This is a genomic window from Nonomuraea jabiensis (assembly GCF_014204795.1).
GTDB lineage: Bacteria > Actinomycetota > Actinomycetes > Streptosporangiales > Streptosporangiaceae > Nonomuraea > Nonomuraea jabiensis.
Map to the genome: position 1 here is coordinate 7,572,095 of NZ_JACHMB010000001.1, position 21,812 is coordinate 7,593,906.

The window sequence follows — 21,812 nt, forward strand, 5'->3', positions numbered from 1 at the left end:
CGCGAAGTAGATCACTCATACAGTCGGGATATCGACCTATTCATACGATTGCTCGCCTTGTGAGGTCTATCGTCCTGTCTGGCTTGTTTGAGCGGCCGTACATAGATCTGTGTCGTCTGACCGGCTCCCCCTGCCACTGATCGCGCTCTGACGTAGCGCTCGATCCCCACCCCTTCTCGCCTCGGAGCCTTCCTCATCGTGAAGAGATTCTCTTTCTCCCTGCAGCTGCTGCTGGGCCTGGTCCTGGGAGTCGCCCTCGGCTTCGCGGCCCGCGTCTGGGACCTCGCTTGGCTGGCTTCCACCCTCACCGAAGTCGGCGCGATCTTCGTCCAGCTGCTCAAGCTGGCAGTGCCCCCGCTGGTGTTCACCGCCGTCGTGGTCAGCGTCGCCAACCTCCGCAACGTCAACGGCGCGGCCAGGCTGGCGGGCAAGACGCTGTTCTGGTTCCTGGCCACCGCGCTGATCGCCGTCATCGTCGGCATCGCCCTCGGCCTGATCCTCAACCCTGGCCAGGGCGTCACCCTGAGCACGGCTGGCGCGAAGGCGCCGGAGCACGTCGGATCCTGGGTCGACTTCCTCACCGGCATCATCCCGACGAACATCGTCACGGCGTTCACCGAGCTCAACGTCCTCCAGATCGTCTTCCTGGGGATCGTCCTCGGCGCGGCGGCCCTCGCGATCGGGGAGAAGGCCGAGCCGTTCCTCACCTTCAGCCGCTCGATCCTCGAACTGGTCCAGAAGGCGCTGTGGTGGGTCATCCGCCTGGCCCCCATCGGGACCGCCGGCCTGATCGGCAAGTCGGTCGCCACGTACGGGTGGGATCTGCTCGCGCCGCTGGCCAAGCTCAGCCTCGGCGTCTACATCGGCTGCTTCATCATCCTGCTGGCCGTCTACCCGGCGCTGCTCTCGCTGGTCGGCAAGGTCAACCCGATCACGTTCTTCCGCAACGCGTGGCCCGCGATCGAGCTGGCCTTCGTCTCCCGCTCCTCGGTGGGCACGCTGCCGCTGACGCAGAAGGTCACGATCGAGCGGCTGGGCGTCGACCGCGACTACGCCTCCTTCGCCGTGCCGTTCGGCGCCACCACCAAGATGGACGGCTGTGCCTCGATCTACCCGGCGCTGGCGGCGATCTTCGTGGCTCAGGTGTTCAACGTCCCGCTGGGCGTCGGCGAGTACCTGCTCATCGCGTTCGTCTCCGTGGTCGGCTCGGCCGCGACGGCCGGTCTGACCGGCGCGATCGTCATGCTCACGCTGACCCTGAGCACGCTGGGCCTGCCGCTCGAGGGTGTCGGTCTCCTGCTCGCCATCGACCCGATCCTGGACATGATCCGCACCGCGACCAACGTCGCCGGACAGATCGTGGTGCCGGTCCTCGTCGCCCGCGGCGAGGGCCGTATCGACGAGGCGGTGCTCAACGCTCCTCCGCAGCCGCTCGACGAGTCTCCGGTGAGCGCGCCGCGCCCTTCCGGCGAACCGGCGATCGCCTGACCCTTCTCATCCGGACGGGCAGGCGGGCAGCAGCCCGCGCAAGGGCGGCCCCGCCTGCCTGGCCCGGCGAGGTCAAGCAGTATCACGGAGAAGGGCGCACAGCTCGTCCGCCGCGTCATCGGCCGAACCGGTGCCGTCGACCACCAGGTCGGGGTGCTCCGGCGGCTCGTAGGGCTGGCCGAGGCCGGTCAGGTTCGGCAGCGTGCCGGCCTTCGCCTGGGCGTACAGGCCCTTCGGGTCCCGGCGCGCGCACACCTCGGCCGGGGTGTCCACCCAGACCTCGGCGAAGTCGCCCGGCTGGAACAGGCTCTTGGCCACCGCCCGGTCCGTCCGGAACGGCGAGACCAGCGCGACGATCACGATCAGCCCGGCGTCCAGCAGGATGCGGGTCAGCTCGGCGACCCGGCGCACGTTCTCCGCGCGGTCCTCGGGGGTGAATCCGAGGTCCTTGTTGAGCCCGCTGCGGACGTTGTCGCCGTCGAGCACGTACGTGTGCAGCCCCATGGCGTGCAGCCGCCGCTCCAGCGCGTTGGCGATCGTCGACTTGCCGGCGCCCGGCAGGCCGGTCAGCCACAGCACCCTGGCCCGCTGCCCCTTCAGCCGCTGTCTCGCCTCGCGGTCGACGGTGTAGGCGTGGGGGACGACGTTGCGGCCGCGCCGCAGCGCGTGCCGGACCATGCCGGCCGCCACGGTCTCCTTGCTGACCCGGTCCACGAGCAGGAAGCTGCCCGTGTCCCGGCACGTCCGGTAGCCGTCCAGGCAGATCGGGGTGTCGGTGGTCAGCTCGACCGTGCCGATGTCGTTGAGGCCGAGCGTACGCGCGGCGATCTGCTTGCTGGAGACCACGTCCATGCGGCCGCGCACGGTCGTGACCACGGCGGGCACGGTCCGCGACCCGGCCAGCAGCAGGTAGGAGCGGCCGTGCCGGAGCGGCTCCTCGGCGGTCCAGACCAGCGTGGCGGAGTACGCCGTGGCCGGGGAGAGCCCGTTGCCGAGGGCGCCCGGCGTGGTCAGCAGGTCACCGCGACGGACGTCGACGTCGTCGGCCAGCGCCACCGTCACCGGGGTGCCGGGGCCGGCCCGGTCGAGGTCGCCGCCGCCGGGGCCGAGCAGCCGGTCGATCCTCGACTCCACGCCGCTGCCGGCGACCGCGACGGCGTCGCCCGGCCGGACCGGGCCGCCGACCACCGTGCCCGCGAAACCGCGGAAGTCGTCCGCCCGGATCACGTACTGGACGGGCAGCCGGTAGTCGCCGGCGCCGTCCGGTCGCGGCCGGTCGGGCGGCTCCCAGGCGGACAGCGCGCCGAGCAGCGTCGGCCCGTCGTACCAGGGCAGGTTCGGCGACGCTCCGACGACGTTGTCCCCGTCGAGCGCGCTGGCCGGGATCACGCTCGCCGCCATGTCGAGGTCGTTCGCGGCCGACAGCACCTCGCTCGCGAGCTTGTCGAACACCGCCTGGTCGTAGCCCACCGCGTCGAGCTTGTTGACCACCGCGATGACGGCCGGCACGTCCATCAGCGCGCAGATCGCCAGGTGACGGTGGGTCTGCTCGCGGACCCCCTTGGTGGCGTCGACGAGTAACACGGCGACGTCCGCGGTGGAGGCCGCGACCGCCATGTTGCGGGTGTACTGCTCGTGTCCCGGGGCGTCGGCGATGATCACCCGGCGGCCGGACGGCAGGTCCAGGAACAGGTGGGCGACGTCGATGGTGATGCCCTGCTCGTGCTCGGCCTCCAGGCCGTCGGTCAGCAGCGAGTAGTCGACCGCTCCGGCCGGGATCGTGGAACCGCCGCGTCTGGTGCGCCGCGCGTAGTCGAGCTGGTCCTCGGTGGCGCTGCCGGTGTTGGCGAGCAGCCGACCGATGAGGGTGGACTTGCCGTCGTCGACCGAGCCGCAGGCGATCACTCGAAGCACCGGAATCATCAGAAGTACCCCTCCGACTTCTTGCTCTCTATGGACGTGCCGCCCTCGCCGTCGATGAGCCGGCCGGCGCGCTCGGACCTGCGGTCGAGCCGCATCTCGTCGATGAGCTCGTCGAGGGTCTCGGCCTTGGACTCGACGGCCGCGGTCAGCGGGTAGCAGCCGAGGGTGCGGAACCGGACCTGGCGCAGCAGCGGCCGCTCGCCCGGTGACAGCGGGAAGCGCTCGTCGTCCACCATGATCAGCGAGCCGTCCCGCTCCACGACCGGGCGTGGTGCGCTGAAGTACAGCGGCACCACGGGGATGCCCTCCCGCCTGATGTAGCGCCAGACGTCCAGCTCCGTCCAGTTCGACAGCGGGAACACCCGCATCGACTGGCCGTCGGCCAGCTCGGTGTTCGCCCACCACCAGAACTCCGGGCGCTGCGAGCGCGGCTCCCAGCGATGGCCGGGCTCGCGCAGCGAGAAGATCCTCTCTTTGGCCCGCGACCGCTCCTCGTCGCGCCGCGCGCCGCCGATCGCCGCGTCGAACCCGCCCTCGTCGAGCGCCTGGCGCAGCGCGACGGTCTTCATGATCCGCGTGTACTCGTGCGCGCCGTGGGTGAACGGCGTCACCCGCTCCGGGTTGGTGTGCACCCGCAGGTCGAGCCCCAGCCGTCTGGCCGTGTCGTCCCGGAAGGCGATCATCTCGCGGAACTTCCAGAGCGTGTCGATGTGCAGCACGGGAAACGGCATCCGGCCGGGCGCGAACGCCTTGATCGCCAGGTGCAGCAGCACCGAGGAATCCTTGCCGATCGAGTAGAGCAGCACCGGGCGGCGAAAGGCCCCGGCGACCTCGCGCAGCACGTGGATCGCCTCGGCTTCGAGCATGTCCAGGACGTCTTCTTCGGCCACGTGTCGGCCCTCCGTCGTCGCTAACGGTTTTTCGTGGTCCGGCCGCGGTGTCGAGCGACATTGATGGCGGCCGGCGGATCGGTCCCCCTGATCCCCGCGGGCATGCTCCTCTATAGTAACCTATAAAAGCCAGATACCGGTTATTCGCGTCAGATTGGCGGTGCGGCGATGAACACTCGTAGCGGTCAAGCAGCTTCCGGCTCCCTGGCTGTCAAAGAGCTGTCCAAGAAGACCTGGAGCGATTTCGAGGCCGTTCTCGGGAAGAACGGCGGCGCCCGCGGGTGCTGGTGCATGCACTGGCGGCTGTCCATCGCGGAGTGGACGGAAGGCAAGGGCGAGGGGAACAAGCGGGCCATGAGCCGTCTCGCCCAGCGCAAGCCGGTGCCCGGCGTCGTCGTCTACGAAAGCAACACGCCGGTGGCGTGGTGCTCGCTCGGGCCGCGTTCCGAGTTTCCGAGACTCGAGCGCTCGCCCCTGCTCGCCAACATCGACGACGAGCCGGTCTGCGCGATCACGTGCATCTACGTGCAGAGAAAGCATCGAGGCTCCGGCCTGCTGCCGGCCATTCTCGAAGCCGTCTGCGAGTACGCCGCCTCCGCGGGCTACACGACCGCAGAGGGCTATCCGATCGAACCCCGCGAGGGGAAACGCGCGGGCGCGGACACCGCGATGACCGGGATAGCCAGCGCCTTCCTCGCCGCAGGATTCTCCGAGGTGGCCCGCCCGCGTGACGATCGGCCGATCATGCGGCGGAAGCTCAGTCCCGCCGGATGACGCGAGAGGCGATCAGTGGTGCGCCCGCCCCTGACGGTGGCGGCGCGCCTTCTCGCGATTGCCGCAGATGTTCATGCTGCACCAGCGGCGGCGTCCGCCCCGCGAGGAGTCCAGGAACAGCCAGCCACATCTCCCGCATGCCCTGATCCGGTCGCGCGGAAGGGTGAACAGCGCCTGGACCACCAGCAGTGACAGGGCCGCGGGAATCGCTCCCGGCGCCGTCCAGTCCACGGTGAAGCGGTCGAGCGCGGCATCGATCTGCTGGACCTGCTCGGCTCGCACGCCCGTCCCGGCCCGTTCGAGAAGCGCCCCGAACGGCTCGGCCGGCACCGCCTGGCCGTGGGCGACCGCGCTGAAGACGGCCCACGCCTGTTCGCGAACGGCCTGAACCTCCGGCACGAGGCCGCTCGCGGAGGCCTCCGTCAAGGACGGCACCTCCTCGAACAGCCCCGCGGACGCGCACCACGTCAGGACGTCCGAGGGCGTCTTCAGCAGCTCGCCGTCCTCGGCCGGGTGGGTGCGATCGAAGACGGTGTTCGTGAGGTCCAGGACCGGGTGGCCGCCGATGAAGTGGGCGTCCTGCCAGGGCGACCGGGCCTTCGTAGCAAGAGTAACCATTATAACTAGTATATATGGTTCTCGGCTGTGGGCCAGGGCGCACCGGGAGTCCGGTCACGTGATCTCGCCCTTGAAACGTCTCCGGAGAAGGACGGTCGTGATGACCGCCGCGACCGCGAACCCGACCGAGCACCACAGAGACCAGCGCCACCCGGCGAGGACGGCCTCGGATCCACCGGTGACCCTGGCGAAGTGGGCCGCCACCGACGTCACGACTCCGACGCCCACGGCCAGCCCCAGCTGCTGGGAGACGTTGATCAGAGCGCCGGCCGTGGCCCGCCGCCCCTCGTCGGCGCCGTTCGTGCCGGCGATGCTCGTCGTGATCAGCGCGAGGATGTGACCGAAGGCGTTCACCGAGGTGCCGATCAGGACGAGCGCGAGTCCGTAACCCTCCGGCAGGCCCACCATGATCAGGATGCCGAGCGTCTCGATGACGATCCCGGTAAGGAGCACGCGGTAGAGCCCGAAGCGCTCGACCAGCTTGCCCGCGTAGATCCCGGTGACGATCGCGATCGCGCCCGAGACCGCGAACGTCAGGCCGGTCGTGAGCGCGCCCAGACCGAGATGCGTCTGGAGGTAGAGGGTGAGGATGAACAGCATTCCGCCGTAGGAGCAGATCAGCAGGACGTTGACCAGGTTGGCCGCGCCGATGGCGGCGGTGCGGAAGATGGAGATCGGCACGAGGGCGTTGTCCTTGCGGGACTCCACCCAGATGAACAGGGCCACGGCGGGCACCGCGATCCCGGCGGCCAGCAGGATCGGAGCCGACACCCAGCCGTACTTCTCCCCGTCGGTGAGGGCGAACACCAGCGCGACCATGCCCGTGGTCGCCAGGGCGACCCCGAGGAGATCCAGGTGGCGGGATGCGTTCGTGTCCCGGCTCTCGTCGAGGCAGGCCCTCGCGAGCAGACCGGCGACCAGGACGATGGGTACGTTGATCAGGAAGACGGATCGCCAACCGGCGTACTCGGTGAGGACACCCCCTAGCACCATGCCGGAGACGAACCCCGCCGACAGCGCCGAGCCGTAGATGCCGAGAGCGCGTTCGCGTTGCGCGCCTTCCGGGACGGCCGCCTGGAGCAGCCCCAGACCCGCCGGGGCGATGAACGCGGCGGCGACCCCCTGCAGGGCGCGGCCCGCGATAAGAGCCGCCGGCGACCAGGCGAGCCCCGCAAGGAGCGAAGCCAGAACGAAGCCGGCCATGCTCCAGATGAACACCCGCTTCCTCCCGAACAGATCGGCGACCCTTCCCCCGAGGAGGAGGAAGCCGCAGAAGGCGAGGGGATAGGCGGAAAGAACCCACGCGATGCCGCCCGCGGTGAACTCCATGCCCTCGCGAATGCTCGGGGCGGCGACGTTGATGATCGAATAGTCAAGGGCGACCAGGAACTGGGTGCCGCAGATGACGGTGAGCTGCCAGAACTGCCGGGAATGGAATCCGCTCTCCACCCTTCCGGTCGCGTGCGACGATGCTTCGCTCATTTCACATCCCTTTCGCAGGGGGTCGGGTCGAGGAACATCCGGTGAAGGCGCGTCACCGCGTCGAGCACGTCGTGCTCGGCGCAGGTGATGGAGATCCGCCGGGCATGGACGGTCACGTCCCGTACGGCGACGCCCTGGGCCTTGAGCGTGTCCAGGAGGAGCCGCACCCGGGGATGGCGGGCCCGGAACCCGCGACCCACCAGCGACACCTTCCCCATGGGCCCGGACCAGTGGCACTTGGTGAACGCGCCGGCCGCCCGCAGGTCGGCGAGCACCCCGTCCACCTGGTCCCGGTCGGCGGCGTTCACGACGAACCGCAGCGAACAGGGGCTGCCGGCGGTCGGGCGGCCGAGCATGTCCACGTGCAGCAGCGGATCGGCCAGCGCCGCGGCGACCGCGGTCAGGGCCGTGGGGCCGACTCCGTCGAGCCGGCAGCGGAGCTGACCGGTCCGGTGGGCGACGCCGACGGCGGTGAACCGCTCGCCGTCGGGCGGGGCGGCCGAGCGGAGGCCGGTCACCCAGGTGCCGGCCGTCTCGGTCGTGCTGGATCGGACGTGAACGGGAACGCGATGGGTGCTGGCGTACTCCACGCTGGAATGGGCGAGCACCGTGGCGCCGCCGGCGGCCAGCTCGGCCATGTCCTCGTAGGAGAGCTGGTCCAGCTTGCGGGCTTCGGCGATGAGTCGCGGATCGGCGGTGAACACGCCCTCGACGTCGGTGAATATCTCGCACGCCTCGGCCCGCAGCGCCGCGGCCAGGGCCACGGCGGTGGTGTCGGAGCCGCCCCGGCTCAGCGTGGTGAGCTCGCCGCTGTCCGCGGCGATGCCCTGGAAGCCGGTCACCACGGGGACCTGGCCGGTCGCGACGCATTCGCGGATCCGCGCCGGGTCGACGCTGACGATACGTGCGCAACCATGCACTCCGTCGGTGATGATGCCGCCGTCGCGGGCGCTGAACGAGCGGGCGGGCACGCCCAGTTCGTTCAGCGCCAGCGCGAGTGCGGCGGCGGAGGCCTGCTCACCCGTACTGAGCAGGAGGTCCAGTTCCCGGGCGTGTGGCGTCGCCGTGAGACTACGTGCCAGGTCGAGCATGGTGTCGGTGGCACTGCCCATCGCGGACACCACGGCGACCACGGATCCGTCCGCGGCGGCTATGCGCTTCGCCGCATGACTGATCTTGCTCACGTCACCCAGTGATGTTCCGCCGTACTTCTGTATCACCAGGTTCATCGGTCTACTCCTGCGCCACGTCGTCTTCCGGCTTCCCGGCCGCCGCGGCCCCCGCCATCACGTCCCCCAGCTTTCGCGGCGCAGCTGGGACGGCGTGCCGAGCCGCACCGATTCGGCCGCCGCCCGCCTGTAGTACAACTGCGCGTCGTTGTCGGACCGCATGCCGGCGGCACCGTGGACCTGCATGGTCCGCGTCGTGACGGTGCGGGCCAGGTCCGACGCCGCCGCGAGGTTGGCCGCCGCGTGCGCGGCCGCGTCGCGGTCGTGCACCAGCAGGCGCGTCGCGTCGATGTGCATCGACAGCTCGCTGAGCCGGAACGCCAGCCCCTGGAACTTGCCGATGGGCTGGCCGAACTGGCGGCGCGTCTTGGCGTAGTCGACGGCGTGATCGAGCGCCGCCTGGGCCAGGCCCACCAGGTACGCCGCCTGGCGCACCCGCGCGTTGGCCAGCGCCGCCTGCCACTCGGCGGAGGAGCCGGCCCAGGCGGTCACGGGCGTGCCCGCGAACTCGACCGCGTACGCCTCGCCGCGGCTCGTCTCCTCGTACCGCCGCATCGTGATGGACGGATGGCCGGCACGTACGAGTGCCAGGCGCAGTCCGGCGGTGTCGTCGACGCCGCCCACGAGGAAGTGGTCCACTTCCGCCGCGAACCCGACGAAGGCCCGCCGCGCGGAGATCGCCCCGTCCTGTTCGGACCAGGGCTCGTCCGCGACCGCCAGCGCCACCGGCGCCTGGCCGAGGTCGTGGTCCCGCAGCAGCTCCCGGGCGGTGAGGGTGTCGAGCAGCGGCCCCTGATACAGCACGGACCCGAGCAGCTCGGCCAGCCGTACGGTGTCGGAGGCGTGGAGCGCGCCGAGCCCGGCCAGCCCCTCCCACACCATCGCGCGGATCTCGCGACCGTCGTCGTCTCCGCCCTCGGCGCGCGGCCGATCGGCCATCCGCCGCACGATCGGCGCCAGATCCTCGTCGAAGAAGTCGGCGATCGCCGTGGTCTCCGTTGCGGTCATGACGGCAACCCCAATTTCGATGTGGCGACAAAGAAGAGCATGATCTCCGAAGAACCCTGGGCGAGCGTGAGCCCCGGGGCCTCCCGGAGCGCGGCGTCGAAGACGCCCTCGGCGATCGCCTCGGGATCGCGTGCGTCCAGCAGCGCCTGCGGCCCGAGCAGCTCGACCGCCGCCACCGACACTTCCTTGGCCGTCTCCGACGTGTACCACTTGGCGGTCGCCGAGTGCACCTCGTCGGGCCGCCCCTCGTGCAGGTTGGCCACGCACCGCCAGGCCAGCAGCCGCGCCGCGCGCACCCGCGTCTCCAGCTGCACCAGCCGCTGCTCGCACCCGGGCGGCGCGTGCTCGCGCAGGGCGGCCAGCGTGCGCTCCGCCTTGGCGGAGTGGTCCAGCCCGGTGCGTTCCAGGGGGAGCACCTTGCCCAGCACCTGCCACCCGTCGTCGACCTCGCCGAGCACGTCCTCGCGCCCGACCCGGATCCCGTCCAGCGTCACCAGGTCGAAGCGCTCCTCGGACAGGTTCCACACCGGCTCGATGACCACGCCCATGCTCTGCAGCGGCACCAGGAACAGCGTGATCCCGAAGAAGTTCACCGGGCCGGTCGACGTGCGGGCCGCGCACAGCGCGAAATCACTGTGCTGCGCCTTCATGTTGTAGATCTTCCGGCCGTACAGGCGCCAGCCGTCGCCGTCCGGCTCGGCGCGCGTGGTCAGCGACGCCAGGTCGGATCCGACATCCGGCTCGCTGAACAGCACGTTGGCCGTGATCTCGCCGCGCGCCAGGCGCGGCAGGAAGCGGTCCTTCTGCTCCTGCGTGCCGAACAGGTGGATGGCCATCCCGACGATGTCGATGCCCAGGGAGTGCACGTTCTCGGGCACGCCGTGGCGGATCATCTCCTCGGTCAGGATCGCCTTCTCCACGATCGTGGCGTCTGCTCCGCCGTACCGCTCGGGCCAGTTGACCGCGAGCCAGCCGAGCTTGCCCAGCCGCTGGTGCACCTCGAGCAGCCCGCTCTCCTGCCCGTACGGCATCCGCCGGGTCTGTGCGATCTCCGCGCGCACCGCGTCCTCGCACAGCAGCTTGCAGACCTCTTTCCGGAAGCCGTCCTGTTCCGGCGTGAAGGCCGGCATCATCGGACACTCACCTCGCTCAGTCTGTCGCGCATGGTTTCCGCCAGCGCTTCGACGTGTGGGGATTGGAGCATGGTGTAGTGGTCGCCCCGCACCACCTGGATGTCATCGGCGTAGGCCCGCCACCGGTCGAGCTTTCCGGGCTCCGAGCCCTCGGCGTGCAGCAGCACCACCCGGCTGTCCACGCGCGACGGGCGGAACGCCAGCAGCGCGCGCACGTTCGCGGCGAACACCGGGAATCGCTCGGCCAGCTCGGCCTGGCCCGGCTCGGCGCCCATCGCCGCGACGTCGGCGGCGAACCACGCGCTCAGCTCGTCATCGCCGGGACGGGACGGACTGCCGTCCGGGATGGCGGTGTCGAGGACGAACGTCAACGCGACGTCGCCGTCCTGGCGCGCCATTTCGAGCGCCACCGCCCCGCCGACCGACCAGCCGCCCACGTGCAGCGGCCCGTCGGGCTGGACCTCGCGGACCGCGGCCAGATAGGTGGCCGCGAGGGCGGCCAGCGGCCGTTCCCCGATGGTGCCGCCGTGCAGGCCCGGATCCTCCAGCGCGTAGACGGGCCGGTCGTCGCCCAGCAGCGCGGCCAGCGCGGCGTAGGGCGCCACCGATCCGCCCGCCGCGTGCACGAGGAACAGCGGTGGCTTCGTGCCCGCGGGGCTGAGCGGCACCAGCGGAGACACCGTCCGCTGGTCCCGTCCCTCCGGCGGCGCGGAAGCGACGCTCTGCCGTGCCAGGGCCTCCTCCCGTTTGTGCCGCAAGCGGAGCTGCAGCAGCGCGCGTTGTTTCTCCTCCAACGTGGAGGGAGGCGAACCGGCCATCAGCCCGACTCCTTCAGCAGCCGGTCCAGCTCGTCCTCGGGCAGGTCGGCGACCTGGGCCTCCAGCTGCGCCACCTCGTCCTCGCCCAGCAGGGCGCGCTGCGCCTCGTCGATCTGGGCGGCGAACTGGCTGAGCAGCGGGTAGCTGAACAGTCGCCGCGGGTCGAGCGTCACCTGGAAGGTGTCGCGCACCCTCGAGATCATCTGTGTGACCTGCAGGGAGTTGCCGCCGAGGACGAAGAAGTTGTCCTGCGCGCCGATGCGGCCGGCGTCGAGGCTCAGCAGGCCCTGCCAGATCTCGGCCAGCCGGCGCTGCGTCTCGGTGGTCAGCTCGACCTGTCCCGCGTCGCCGTCGGGGCGAGGATCGGGCAGCCGCGCGTGGTCCACCTTTCCGGTCGAGGTCAGCGGGAGCTGCTCCAGCTGTACGTAATCGGTGGGCACCATGTGCAGGGGCAGCCGCCCGGCCAGGTGCTCGCGCAGCGCGTCCGGCTCGAACTCGCCGACCACGTAGGCGGCCAGCCAGGCCGAGCTCGTGCCCTGGTCGCGCACGGTCACGACGCACTGCTGCACGCCGTCGAAGCTCTCGATGGCGTGCTCGATCTCGCCGAGCTCCACGCGCAGCCCGCGCAGCTTCACCTGGCGGTCGACCCGGCCCAGGAACTCCAGATTGCCGTCGGCGTTCCAGCGGACCAGGTCGCCGGTGGCGTACATGCGCTCGCCCGGGGTGGCGGCGAACGGGTCGGGCAGGAACTTCTCGGCGGTCTGGTCGGGCCGGCCGAGGTAGCCGATGGCCAGACCGGCGCCCGCCATGTAGAGCTCCCCGGGAACGCCGACCGGCACGGGCCGCAGTCCCTTGTCCAGGACGTAGGCCCGCTGGTTGGCCATCGCCCGGCCGATCGGCGGCGGACCGTCCAGCGGCTCCGGCGGGCACAGGTAGTCCACACACGTCACCGTGACCTCGGTCGGCCCGTATCCGTTGTGGAACTCGCGCCCCGGCTTGCGCCACCGGTTGACCAGATCGGGGCCGAACGGCTCCATGCCGATGAAGCACACCCTCAGATCGTCCAGTTCGGACGGATCGAGCAGCCCCAGCACCGCGGGCGGGATGTCCACCATCGTCACGCGCTCGCGGGCCAGCAGCCGCTGCAGCGCTTCGGGGTCGAGCAGTTCGGAGCGCGGCGCGCCCACGATGGTCCCGCCGGCGGTCAGCGTCGAGAACACGTCCGACACGCTCACGTCGAAGGCGGGGTTGGAGAACTGCAGGATCCGGTCGTCCGGCGTCACCGAGAACATCTGCTGGAAGGTGGTGCAGAAGTTCACCACCGCCCGGTGGGGGACCATGACGCCCTTGGGGGTGCCGGTCGAGCCGGAGGTGTAGATGACGTAGGCCGTGTCCTCCTGCGCGACGTGCACCGAAGGCGGCGAAGCGGGCCACCCGTCGAGCGCGGCCGTGTCCAGCAGGATCCGCTCCACGTCCGCGGGCACGCGGTCGGCGAGATCGGACGTCGTCACCACGGCAGCCACGTCGGCGTCGCCGAGCTGGTAGGCCAGCCGCTCCGGCGGATACTGCGGGTCGAGCGGCAGCCACGCGCCGCCCGCCTTGAGCACGGCGAGTTCGGCGGCCGGCAGATCGAAGCCGCGTTCGAGCAGTACCCCGACCACGCGTCCGGGCGCCACCTTGAACTCCTCGACGAGCGCGTGCGCCAGCCGGCTGGACCGCTCGTCCAGCTGCGCGTAGGTCAGGTCCTGCTCCGCGAAGCGCATCGCGACCGCGTCGGGCGCCTCGGCCACGCGCGCCGCGAACAGCTCGTGCAGCAGGCGTCCGTCGGGCTCGCCGGGAGCGGGATTCCACTCGGTGAGTACGCGCAGATATTCGCTGTCGGGCATGATGTCCAGCGCGTCCACCCGGGCGTCCGGCCTGGACAGCGCGTCGGCCATGACCGTGGCGAAGTGTTCGACCAGCCGCTCGATGCGCTCGTGGTCGAACAGCTCGGAGGAGTACTCGATCCACACGCCCAGGCCGCCGTCCGGCAGGTCATTGATCTGGAACGTGATGTCGAACCGGGTCGTCTCCGGCTGCGGGGTCAGCATCTCGACCTCTACGCCGGGCAGGCGCCAGCGCGCGATCATCGGCTCGGGCAGCAGCGTGAACAGGTGCGCGACCAGCGGATTGCGCCCCGGCAGCCGCTCCGGTTTGAGCTCCTCCACCAGGCGGCCGAACGGCACGTCCTGATGGGCCATCGCCTCGAGGATGTTGTCGTTGGCGGCGTGCACCAGGTCGCGGAACACGGGGTTGCCCTCGAGATTGCCGCGGACCACCACCGTGTTGGCGAAGAACCCCATCATGGGTTCGATCTCCGAGCGCGTCCGCCCGGAAAGGACCGAGCCGAGCGCGATGTCCTGCTGGCCGGTGTAGCGGTTCACCAGGATCTGGTATCCGGCCATCGTCAGGGCAAGCAGGGAGACGCCCTCGGCCTTGGCCAGATCGCGGATCCCGCGTGCGAGGTCGTCGGGCAGGCGGGTCTCGTAGATACGGCCGGCGCCGGTGGGTGCCGACGGGCGCTGCCGGTCGGTACGCCACTCCAGCGGCTCCATCCCGTCCGCCACGGAGTGCCAGTACTCGATCTGCTTGGCCGGCTCCTCGCTGAGCAGCCAGAGCCGCTGCCACGCCGCGAAGTCGGCAGGCTGGAGGGTCAGCTCGGGGAACTCCGCGCCCTCCGGATCCGCGTAGCGGGCCGTCAGCTCCTCGGCGAACTGGCGCGAGGACCATCCGTCGATGACGATGTGATGCCAGACGATGGACAGCACGTGGTCCTCGGGGCCCAGGCGCAGCAGGGCGAACCGGTACGGCGGCTTGTTGCGCAGGTCGAACTCCTCGCGCGCCTGCCCGTCGATCCAGTCCTGGATGGACTCCTCGGTCCCGTCGGTCACCGGCAGGTCCCACGTCTCGGGCGGCGGGTCGACGGTCTGGAAGGGCACGCCGTGCTCGTCGCCGAACCGGGTGCGCAGGCTCTCGTGCCGCGCGACTATCCCGCGCAGCGCCGCGGAGAGTGCGGGCACGTCGAGCGGCCCGCGCAGGCGCATCGCGAACGGCACGTTGTAGACCGGCGCGCCCGCGACCATCTGGTGCAGGAACCAGAGGAACCGCTGCTGCTCGGCGATGGCCATCTTGTCCGTACGCGGGACGGCGACGATCCGCTCCCGCTCGGCCTTCTCCGCCACGCGCTGGCGGACCTTCATCTCCAGCAGGGCGCGCCTGATGTCGGCGACGTTGCGTTCCTTGGGGGCAGACATGATCTCGGGTTCCTCCTTCACCGTCGCACGCTCAGCGGGCGCAGGTCGGTCCACACCTGCGCGATGTGTGCCAGGCAGTCGCTCTTGCCGCCCTCGGCTCCGGCCTCGCGCCAGCCGGTCGGAATCTCCCGGCCGGCGGGCCAGATCGAGTACTGCTCCTCGTGGTTGATCACCACGACGAATTTCTCCTCCATTGCGCTTACCTTTCTTGAGGTACGAAGGCGGAAATGTCGGTCAGCTCGCTGAGGTAGCGATCGAGCGTCCTGAGCCCGTCCGCCGTCGGCCGCGCCAGCGAGAGCGCGTGCCGGCTGAACCGCTGGGTGTCGAAGCGGCGGGAGCCGTCGGTGAACATCTGGTCGAACTCGGCCGGCGCCGCGTCACAGTCGCCGGCCGGCGGCGGCAGCAGCAGGCGCAGCCCGGCGAGCCTCTCGTCGGGCTCGGCGATGGCCTCCAGGCGATCGTGAAACTGCGCGTAGCCGACCCGGTCGAGCCGGCACCGGTCGGCGAGCACGCCGAACGCCTCGGCGAAGCGCAGTCTCGCCGGCCACAGCACGTGCATCGCCCCGTCGGGCACCTTGATGTCGCCGGTCGCGGCGCGTGCCACGAACTGGCCGACCACGTCCACCGGCGTCACGTCGGTCTCGGCTTCGGTCGGGAACACGCATCCGGTGCGCGCGCACGCGTACAACAGGTTGTGCGCCAGCGAGTCCGGGTTGGCCACGCCGGTCGCCTGGTGCGGCCAGACCTCGCCGAGGCGGTACACCACCGAGCTGACGCCCTGCCGGTGCGCGTCGGCGAGCAGGCTCTCCGCGACGTACTTCGATCTGTTGTAGCCGTCCGCGGCGACCTGGTCCGCCTCGGGGAGCTGGTCCTCGGTGATGCGCGGGGCGGCCCGCCCGGCGGGCGGGAAGATGCTCAAGGTGGACAGGGCGTGCAGGCGGGCGCCGCCCGAGGCGAGCTTGATGAGCTCCTGTACGCCGAGCACGTTGGCCGGGCGGTGGTCCAGGTAGCCGGACAGGAAGTTCACCGCGCCCGCGGCGTTGACGACGCCGGACACGGCCGACGCGATCGCGTCGAATCGCCACTGCGGCAGGCCGAGCAGCTCGCTGCCCAGGTCGCCGGGGACCACCTCGACCCGTCCGGTCTTGAGCGCCATGGGCAGCAGCTGCCAGGCGGAGGTCAGCCCGTACTGCTCGAGGACTTCGGTCAGCCGCCGGGCGCCGTCAGGCGGGTCGGAGCACCGTACCAGGCAGATCAGCTCGGCGTTGGAGTGCATCAGCAACTCGGCGAAGATGTGCGCCCCGACGAACCCGGTCGCGCCGGTGAGCAGCAGGGTCTGCGGCGGGCGCCACGCCAGGTCGTGCTTGACGTAGGCCAGTTCGGCGCTGTCGTCGTCGATGCCCTTGGTCAGCCGCGCCGCCTGCTCGCGTACGGTCGAGGCGACGAGCAGATCTCTGGGACGCACCGGCCTTCCCAGGCGCCGGCTGACCGCGGTGGTGAGCCGGTAGGCGATCAGCGAGGTGCCCCCGTAGTCGGAGAACGGGACGACCACCGAGACCTGCTCCCGCTCCAGCACTTCGCACCACGCCGAGCAGACCAGCTCCTCCATCGGGTTGGCCGGCGGCTCGATGGACTCTTCCGGGTCCGCCTGCCACGCCGACTCGGCCACGATGAGCGCGGCCAGCGCCTTGCGGTCCGCTTTGCCGTTGCGGTTGAGTGGAAGCGCTTCCAGTACCACGATTTGATGAGGGACCTGTTCGGCAGGCAGTTTCTCGGCCGCGTACCCGCGAAGCTGCTCCGCGGACGGCGGATCATCCGGCGAGCGCGGCGTGACGCAGCAGACCAGAGTGGACGCGGGCGCCTCGCCGAGCACGACCGCCACCGCGCTGCCCACGAGCGGATGGTCGGCCAGGGCCGATGCGACGTCGCCGAGCTCCACCCGCACCCCGCCGACCTTTACCTGCTCGTCGAGCCGGCCGTTGAAGTACAGCAGCCCGTCCTCGCCGACCCGCGCCAGGTCGCCTGTCCGGTACAGCTTCTCGCCCGGGATCTGGGGGAACGGGTTGGGCACGAACACCCGCGCGGTGCGCTCGGGATCGTTGAGGTAGCCCGCGCCGATGCACTCGCCGCCGAGGTACAGCTCGCCGGGCGTGTTCACCGGGACGGGCCGCAGGTCGTCGTCGAGCACGATCGCGGCGGTGTTGTCGATGGCGCGCCCGAGCGGGATCCGGTCCAGGTCGGCGTCCGTGACCTCGTGGAACACCGACCCGATCGAACACTCCGTGGGTCCGAACGTGTTGGTGACCTTGAGGCCGGGCAGCAGCGCGCGCAGCCGGTGCACCACGCCGGGGCCGGCCGCCTCCCCGCCGATCAGCATGCGCCGCAGGCTCGACGCCGCCTCCCGCAGGTCCTCGCGCGCCTCCAGCAGCGACACGAACGCCGCGAGCACGGAGGGCACGAAGTCGGTCATCGTGACGCCGTAGCGGCCGATGGTCAGCGCGGTCTCCTCAAGGTCGAGGATCCCGTCGCGGTGCGGCAGGACGACCTGCCCGCCGGACACCAGCGGCCACAACACCTGCCACATCGAGGAGTCGAACGTGGAGCGGCTGTTCTGCAGCGTCACGTGGTCGGCCCCGTCCCCGAACCGGCGCGACATCGTGGTCAACCTGTTGACCAGGCCGCGGTGGTGGTTGAGCGCGCATTTGGGCGTGCCCGTGGAGCCGGAGGTGTAGAAGCCGTAAATCAGGTCCTCGGGGCCGGGCGCACGGCCGGCCGGCGGGGGTGTGCGGTCAGCCGGATCGTGCGGCTGCTCCGTACAGTCGACGATCACCGTCGGAAGGGTCGAATTCAGTTCGGCGACGGTCTCCACGGTGGCCGGCGACGCCACGATGGCGGGCGGCGACAGCTCGGCCAGGATCGCGCCGAGACGGTCGACCGGCCACGCCGGATCCAGCGGCACGAAGGCCGAGCCTGTTTTCAGCACCCCGAAGAGGGCGGCCGGGAATTCGGGCCCGTCCGCGGCCAGTACGGGTATCAATTGCCGGGTCAGAACGCCGTTGCCGATCAGTCGATTGGCCGTCACGTTGGCCGCGGCATCGAGCTCGGCATAGCTCATGGTGGTGTCCCGGTAACGGACGGCGGGACGGTCCGGCGCATTCTTTGTCCGTGCGTGGAACAGGTCAAGGACGGTGCTTTGCCGAGGGAACGCGTGCTGCGGTCCCAGGGATAACTGAATGGCGGTCAGGGCTTGTTCGCTCAGGTGCGTCTGCTGATGGCGTGGCATCGTGCTCCCATAGTCTCGACCGTCGTGTCGGGCAGATCGGTCACTATTCAGATCTGTGAGTTTCGGATAGCCAGGGCCGGTCCTCGGCGCGCAGGACGAGGGCATGAAGAAGTGCTTACCGTTTTCGGCGGCCGTGAATAGGTGGCTGGGTATCACGCAAAATCACCGGGCTCCGGTGAATGCACACGGATATGTCATCGCATTACCGCGTCGGCGGCTTCACCGGCATTGGCCGGCTGATCAGGCGTCGGGGCCGGCTGTCTCAGCCTGGGCGACGCGCGGCGGACCGCGGCCCGTACCGCACCGGTGCTGTCACACCCTCCGGTGCCCGTGCCGGCGGTGCGGGCTCCTCCGCGATCAGCTCGACGACGTGCCGAAACATGGGTGCTGAGCTGGGGAATCGTGAGGTCGGATGAGCACGGGTGCCTCCCTTCGACGGGCGTCTCGAACGCTACCGGATAACCGGTATTCGGCTGCTAAGGGGTTACTCACATACTGGAACACCTGGCGAGGATTCGCAACCCCGGGCTCCGCCGCGGCCGGTCCCGCCCGCCGGGCGCGGTGTTATGGCCTGCAGAAATGGGGGATTGATTGCGGCGCAAAAATGCTTCGACGTCGGCACGACAAACGGCGAGTCAGACGAGCGCGGCTTGGGGAGGGCCTGAGAGGCATACCCGGCCATACCCGAGCCGGCGCCCGCCAATCCACGGATGCGTTCTCCGCGCCAATCCGGAATGATCAATAAAGCTTTGACGGACATTCTCCGAGGGCATTTCCGCTGGCCGCATCGGTATGGCGAGGGCGGCGGACAGCTAATTGGAGATCATTCGCATGTTGCGGGTGAATGCGCGCGGTCCGTGGGTAGGGTCGCTGGCGGTCGGCGTATGGAGTGCCGACCTCGCCCCCGTCCACCAGCGTTAGGGGAAGGCTGTGCGGCAGGCCAATGGCAACGCACCTGTCGGATTATTCCAATCGGGAGGACTTTCCTCCCTGGCCGTCGGAGTCTGGCTTCATGAACTGGCCACTCCGACGCGGCACTATATCGCCGACATTGGTCAATCGAAGCGCGCGGAGATGGACGCGCTGGCTTCTTCGCTGCGAAGATCCGGGGACGACGTCGTCGTCGTGGATCTGCGATCACCGATGGCGGCCGTGGCGTCGGATCTGCTGCGCTACCGGGCCCGCCACGACGGCGGCTACTGGAACACGACCGGCGCGGCGCGCTTCGTGCTCGTCAGCGAGCTCGCGCCGCTGATGCGGGCCGACGGATGCCAGACGTTCGCGCACGGCTGTGTCGGCGGGGGCAACGACCAGCGCCGCTTCGCGCGTTACGGCGCGCAGGTCGCACCGGGGCTGTCCGTCATCGAGCCGTGGACGAACCCGCAGGCGCTCGAACGCTTCCCCGATCGCGAGGCCATGCTCGCGGCCGTCGCCGAGCACGGGCTGCGTCTCGACCCCGGCAGCAGCGCCGAGCGGTCCACCGACGCCAACCTCGCCGGCATCTCGCACGAGTCGGCCGAGCTGGAAGACCTCGAAACGCCGGTCACCCGGCTCCGGCCGCGCTGGAGCAACTGGCCCGGGCAGGGCCCGGCCGAGCCCGAGACCGTCACGGTCACCTTCCTCGACGGACGGGTCGCCGACGTCAACGGCAGCGGCCCCGACCCGGTCGCGTGGATGACGCTGGCCAACGAGATCGGCGCGCGGCACGGTGTCTGGCTTCGCGACGTGGTCGAGCGGCGCATCATCGGCACGGTGTGCCGGGGCATCTACGAGGCGCCCGGCCTGGAGCTGCTCGAACGCGCGTGGAGCCGCATCCTGCAGGCCAGCCTCGATGCGGCGGGCCGCGAACTCTACGACCGGCTGGCCGCCGTACTGGGCGCCGCGATGTATGAGGCGCGCTGGCTGGAGCCGGCCGCGCAGGCCGCGCGGGACGGGATCGACCGGCTCGTCGGCGAGGTCGGCGGCAGCGTGACGCTCTCCGTCCACCGGGGCCTCGTCCAGGTCGAGCGGATGAAGGTCGCCAGCGCCGTGGTGCAGCAGACGCGGTTCGGCTCGGGCGGCAACCGGTGGAGCTAGGCAGTCGCCGTTCAGGCGTGAGTCGCCGTTCAGGCGTGAAAGGAGGAAGTGATGCGTGAGCGTCGATTCGGCCGGCTGGGCTGGATGGTCGGCGACGTGGGTTACGGGATGTGGGGGATAGCCGGCGGCGAGGGCGGATGGACCGGCGCCGACGACGAGGCCGGCGACGCCGCCCTGGACGAAGCCGTACGGCTCGGGTGCGACTACTTCGACACCGCCTGGATCTACGGCCGCGGACACAGCGAGAGGATGCTCGGGCAGCTGGTCAAGCGGCACCCGGAGCGCCGCCTCTACCTCGCGACCAAGCCCCCGCCGAAGGACCGCACCTGGCCGTCCACCCGCGACTCCAAACTGTCCGAGGTGTACCCGCCGGACCATCTCTGGGAATACCTGCACCGCAGCCTCGAAGGGCTGGGCACGCCGTCCGTCGACCTGTTCCAGTTCCATGTCTGGGAGGACGACTGGGCACACGACGCGGCCTGGCAGGACACCGTCGTCGAGATGAAGGAACGCGGGCTGATCAAGGGCGTCGGCATCAGCGTCAACCGATGGGAACCCTGGAACGTGCTGCAGACCCTGAGCACCGGACTGATCGACGCGGTGCAGGTCATCTACAACATCTTCGATCAAGCTCCCGAGGACGAGCTGTTCCCGGCATGCCGCGAGCTGGACGTCGCGGTGATCGCACGGGTGCCCTTCGACGAAGGCACCCTGACCGGGACCCTCACCCGCGAGTCCCGCTGGCCCGAAGGCGACTGGCGCAACACGTACTTCGTACCCGAGAACCTCGTCGCGAGCGTGGAGCGCGCCGAACGGCTGGCGCGGATCGTGCCCGAGGGCATGACCATGCCGGAGCTCGCACTGCGCTTCATCCTGCAGAACCCCGACGTCGCCACCGTCATCCCCGGCATGCGCAAAGTGACACACGTCCGCGCCAACATCGCCACCAGCGACGCCGAACCACTGAGCGAAGAGCTGATGGCGCAGCTGCGCGAACACCGCTGGGACCGCCGGCCTACGGAGTGGTCGCAATGAGCGCCGCGCCGAAGCCCATCCTGCTGTGGGCCGTGCCCCGCTCGCGCTCCACCGCGTTCCTGCGCATCATGCTCGAGCGCGGCGATCTCGAAGTGGTCCACGAGCCGTTCTCGTACCTGCAGGTGGACGGTCACTTCGAGCTCACGGGCAGGCGCGCCACGTCGGAGGTCGAGCTGCTCGACATGATGCTCGAGGTCAACGCCGGCGGGCGCCGGGTGTTCGCCAAGGACACCTCCGACTACACGTACACGCCGCTGCTCGAAGACGAGCGCCTGTTCAGCGACGTCATCAACACTTTCATGATCCGGGAGCCGCGGAGCGCGATCGCCTCGCACTACGCCATGAACCCCGAGGCCACCCTGGACGAGTACGGCTTCGAATACCTGCACGCCATCTTCGACGCCGTGCGGTCGGCGACCGGCGAGGTGCCCCTGGTGATCGACGGGGACGATCTCGTGGCCAACCCGGAGGCGACGGTCCGGGCGTACTGCGAGCGGGTCGGGCTGGAGTTCATGCCCGAGGCGATGCGGTGGGATCCCGGCCGGCAGGCCAACTGGCAGCGTACGGACCGGTGGCACGCGGAGGTGGCCCAGAGCAGCGGGCTGGTGGCCAAGGCGCCCGAGCGGCGCGAGACGCCCGACACCAACGAGCACCTGCGCCGCGTCGCCGAGCATCACCAACCGTTCTACGACGCGCTCGCGCGCCACCGCCTCTGTCCCTGCCCATGAGGTGAATCCGGCCTGGCTCTAGGAAGCGGCGTCT

At 70.2% G+C, this 21,812-nt stretch carries 16 protein-coding genes; 5 read left to right on the forward strand and 11 right to left on the reverse strand.

Annotation, left to right across the window (positions count from 1 at the left end; genetic code table 11):
* Positions 1 to 198 precede the first annotated feature (198 nt).
* Positions 199 to 1,488 (forward strand): dicarboxylate/amino acid:cation symporter, encoded by a 1,290-nt coding sequence (locus HD596_RS34630; protein WP_185073546.1) that lies wholly within the window; start codon positions 199 to 201, stop codon positions 1,486 to 1,488.
* 72 nt (positions 1,489 to 1,560) lie between these two features.
* Here HD596_RS34630 and cysC read toward each other — a convergent pair whose 3' ends face one another.
* Both cysC and cysD read right to left on the reverse strand, forming a co-directional pair.
* Entirely contained in the window at positions 1,561 to 3,402 is a 1,842-nt protein-coding gene (cysC, locus tag HD596_RS34635) for an adenylyl-sulfate kinase (RefSeq protein ID WP_221519641.1), read from the reverse strand.
* Positions 3,403 to 3,410: 8 nt separating this feature from the next.
* Positions 3,411 to 4,301, reverse strand: coding sequence for a sulfate adenylyltransferase subunit CysD (gene cysD, locus HD596_RS34640; RefSeq protein WP_185073550.1), 891 nt, complete (start codon positions 4,299 to 4,301; stop codon positions 3,411 to 3,413).
* A 168-nt stretch (positions 4,302 to 4,469) separates the two neighbouring features.
* Here cysD and HD596_RS34645 point away from each other — a divergent pair, with 168 nt between their 5' ends.
* Positions 4,470 to 5,075, forward strand: coding sequence for a GNAT family N-acetyltransferase (locus tag HD596_RS34645; RefSeq protein ID WP_185073551.1), 606 nt, complete (start codon positions 4,470 to 4,472; stop codon positions 5,073 to 5,075).
* Between the two features lie 12 nt (positions 5,076 to 5,087).
* Here HD596_RS34645 and HD596_RS34650 read toward each other — a convergent pair whose 3' ends face one another.
* Genes HD596_RS34650 through HD596_RS34690 form a run of 9 tightly spaced genes read right to left on the reverse strand, consistent with a single transcriptional unit; the run spans position 5,088 to position 18,044 of the window.
* Positions 5,088 to 5,693, reverse strand: a complete 606-nt coding sequence (locus HD596_RS34650) for a CGNR zinc finger domain-containing protein (RefSeq protein ID WP_185073553.1) — start codon at positions 5,691 to 5,693, stop codon at positions 5,088 to 5,090.
* A gap of 54 nt (positions 5,694 to 5,747) precedes the next feature.
* Positions 5,748 to 7,175 carry an MFS transporter gene (locus tag HD596_RS34655; protein WP_185073556.1) on the reverse strand — a complete coding sequence of 476 codons (1,428 nt, stop codon included), beginning with the start codon at positions 7,173 to 7,175 and terminating at the stop codon, positions 5,748 to 5,750.
* Positions 7,172 to 8,404 (reverse strand): aspartate kinase, encoded by a 1,233-nt coding sequence (locus HD596_RS34660; RefSeq protein WP_185073558.1) that lies wholly within the window; start codon positions 8,402 to 8,404, stop codon positions 7,172 to 7,174. Before HD596_RS34660 ends, HD596_RS34655 begins: the two co-directional genes overlap by 4 nt.
* A 57-nt stretch (positions 8,405 to 8,461) precedes the next feature.
* On the reverse strand, positions 8,462 to 9,412 hold the full coding sequence (locus HD596_RS34665; protein ID WP_185073560.1) for an acyl-CoA dehydrogenase family protein: 951 nt from the start codon (positions 9,410 to 9,412) through the stop codon (positions 8,462 to 8,464).
* Positions 9,409 to 10,545 (reverse strand): acyl-CoA dehydrogenase family protein, encoded by a 1,137-nt coding sequence (locus tag HD596_RS34670; RefSeq protein ID WP_185073562.1) that lies wholly within the window; start codon positions 10,543 to 10,545, stop codon positions 9,409 to 9,411. Before HD596_RS34670 ends, HD596_RS34665 begins: the two co-directional genes overlap by 4 nt.
* On the reverse strand, positions 10,542 to 11,363 hold the full coding sequence (locus tag HD596_RS34675) for a thioesterase domain-containing protein (protein WP_185073564.1): 822 nt from the start codon (positions 11,361 to 11,363) through the stop codon (positions 10,542 to 10,544). The genes HD596_RS34670 and HD596_RS34675 overlap by 4 nt, the downstream gene beginning before the upstream one ends.
* Positions 11,363 to 14,656: a non-ribosomal peptide synthetase gene (locus tag HD596_RS34680; RefSeq protein WP_185073566.1), complete on the reverse strand. Its 3,294-nt coding sequence runs from the start codon at positions 14,654 to 14,656 to the stop codon at positions 11,363 to 11,365. The genes HD596_RS34675 and HD596_RS34680 overlap by 1 nt, the downstream gene beginning before the upstream one ends.
* Positions 14,657 to 14,673: 17 nt before the next feature.
* Complete coding sequence (locus HD596_RS34685; RefSeq protein WP_185073568.1) at positions 14,674 to 14,850, reverse strand: MbtH family protein; 177 nt, start codon at positions 14,848 to 14,850, stop codon at positions 14,674 to 14,676.
* A gap of 5 nt (positions 14,851 to 14,855) precedes the next feature.
* Positions 14,856 to 18,044, reverse strand: a complete 3,189-nt coding sequence (locus HD596_RS34690) for a non-ribosomal peptide synthetase (protein ID WP_313047617.1) — start codon at positions 18,042 to 18,044, stop codon at positions 14,856 to 14,858.
* An 825-nt stretch (positions 18,045 to 18,869) separates the two neighbouring features.
* Between HD596_RS34690 and HD596_RS34695 the strand changes: the two genes are divergently transcribed.
* The 3 genes from HD596_RS34695 to HD596_RS34705 are packed head-to-tail and all read left to right on the forward strand — an operon-like array spanning position 18,870 to position 21,778.
* Positions 18,870 to 20,015 (forward strand): argininosuccinate synthase domain-containing protein, encoded by a 1,146-nt coding sequence (locus tag HD596_RS34695; RefSeq protein WP_185073572.1) that lies wholly within the window; start codon positions 18,870 to 18,872, stop codon positions 20,013 to 20,015.
* Positions 20,016 to 20,066: 51 nt separating this feature from the next.
* Positions 20,067 to 21,050: an aldo/keto reductase gene (locus tag HD596_RS34700; RefSeq protein WP_185073574.1), complete on the forward strand. Its 984-nt coding sequence runs from the start codon at positions 20,067 to 20,069 to the stop codon at positions 21,048 to 21,050.
* Entirely contained in the window at positions 21,047 to 21,778 is a 732-nt protein-coding gene (locus tag HD596_RS34705) for a sulfotransferase-like domain-containing protein (protein WP_185073576.1), read from the forward strand. Before HD596_RS34700 ends, HD596_RS34705 begins: the two co-directional genes overlap by 4 nt.
* Positions 21,779 to 21,812: the final 34 nt, after the last annotated feature.

Coding starts and splice junctions, on each gene's coding strand:
- HD596_RS34700 (WP_185073574.1), top strand. CDS start 20,067: ATGCGTGAGCGTCGATTCGGCCGGCTGGGCTGGATGGTCGGCGACGTG.
- HD596_RS34680 (WP_185073566.1), bottom strand. CDS start 14,656: ATGTCTGCCCCCAAGGAACGCAACGTCGCCGACATCAGGCGCGCCCTG.
- HD596_RS34645 (WP_185073551.1), top strand. CDS start 4,470: ATGAACACTCGTAGCGGTCAAGCAGCTTCCGGCTCCCTGGCTGTCAAA.
- HD596_RS34665 (WP_185073560.1), bottom strand. CDS start 9,412: ATGACCGCAACGGAGACCACGGCGATCGCCGACTTCTTCGACGAGGAT.
- HD596_RS34685 (WP_185073568.1), bottom strand. CDS start 14,850: ATGGAGGAGAAATTCGTCGTGGTGATCAACCACGAGGAGCAGTACTCG.
- HD596_RS34705 (WP_185073576.1), top strand. CDS start 21,047: ATGAGCGCCGCGCCGAAGCCCATCCTGCTGTGGGCCGTGCCCCGCTCG.
- HD596_RS34650 (WP_185073553.1), bottom strand. CDS start 5,693: ATGGTTACTCTTGCTACGAAGGCCCGGTCGCCCTGGCAGGACGCCCAC.
- HD596_RS34670 (WP_185073562.1), bottom strand. CDS start 10,545: ATGATGCCGGCCTTCACGCCGGAACAGGACGGCTTCCGGAAAGAGGTC.
- HD596_RS34675 (WP_185073564.1), bottom strand. CDS start 11,363: ATGGCCGGTTCGCCTCCCTCCACGTTGGAGGAGAAACAACGCGCGCTG.
- HD596_RS34660 (WP_185073558.1), bottom strand. CDS start 8,404: ATGAACCTGGTGATACAGAAGTACGGCGGAACATCACTGGGTGACGTG.
- HD596_RS34690 (WP_313047617.1), bottom strand. CDS start 18,044: ATGCCCTCGTCCTGCGCGCCGAGGACCGGCCCTGGCTATCCGAAACTC.
- HD596_RS34655 (WP_185073556.1), bottom strand. CDS start 7,175: ATGAGCGAAGCATCGTCGCACGCGACCGGAAGGGTGGAGAGCGGATTC.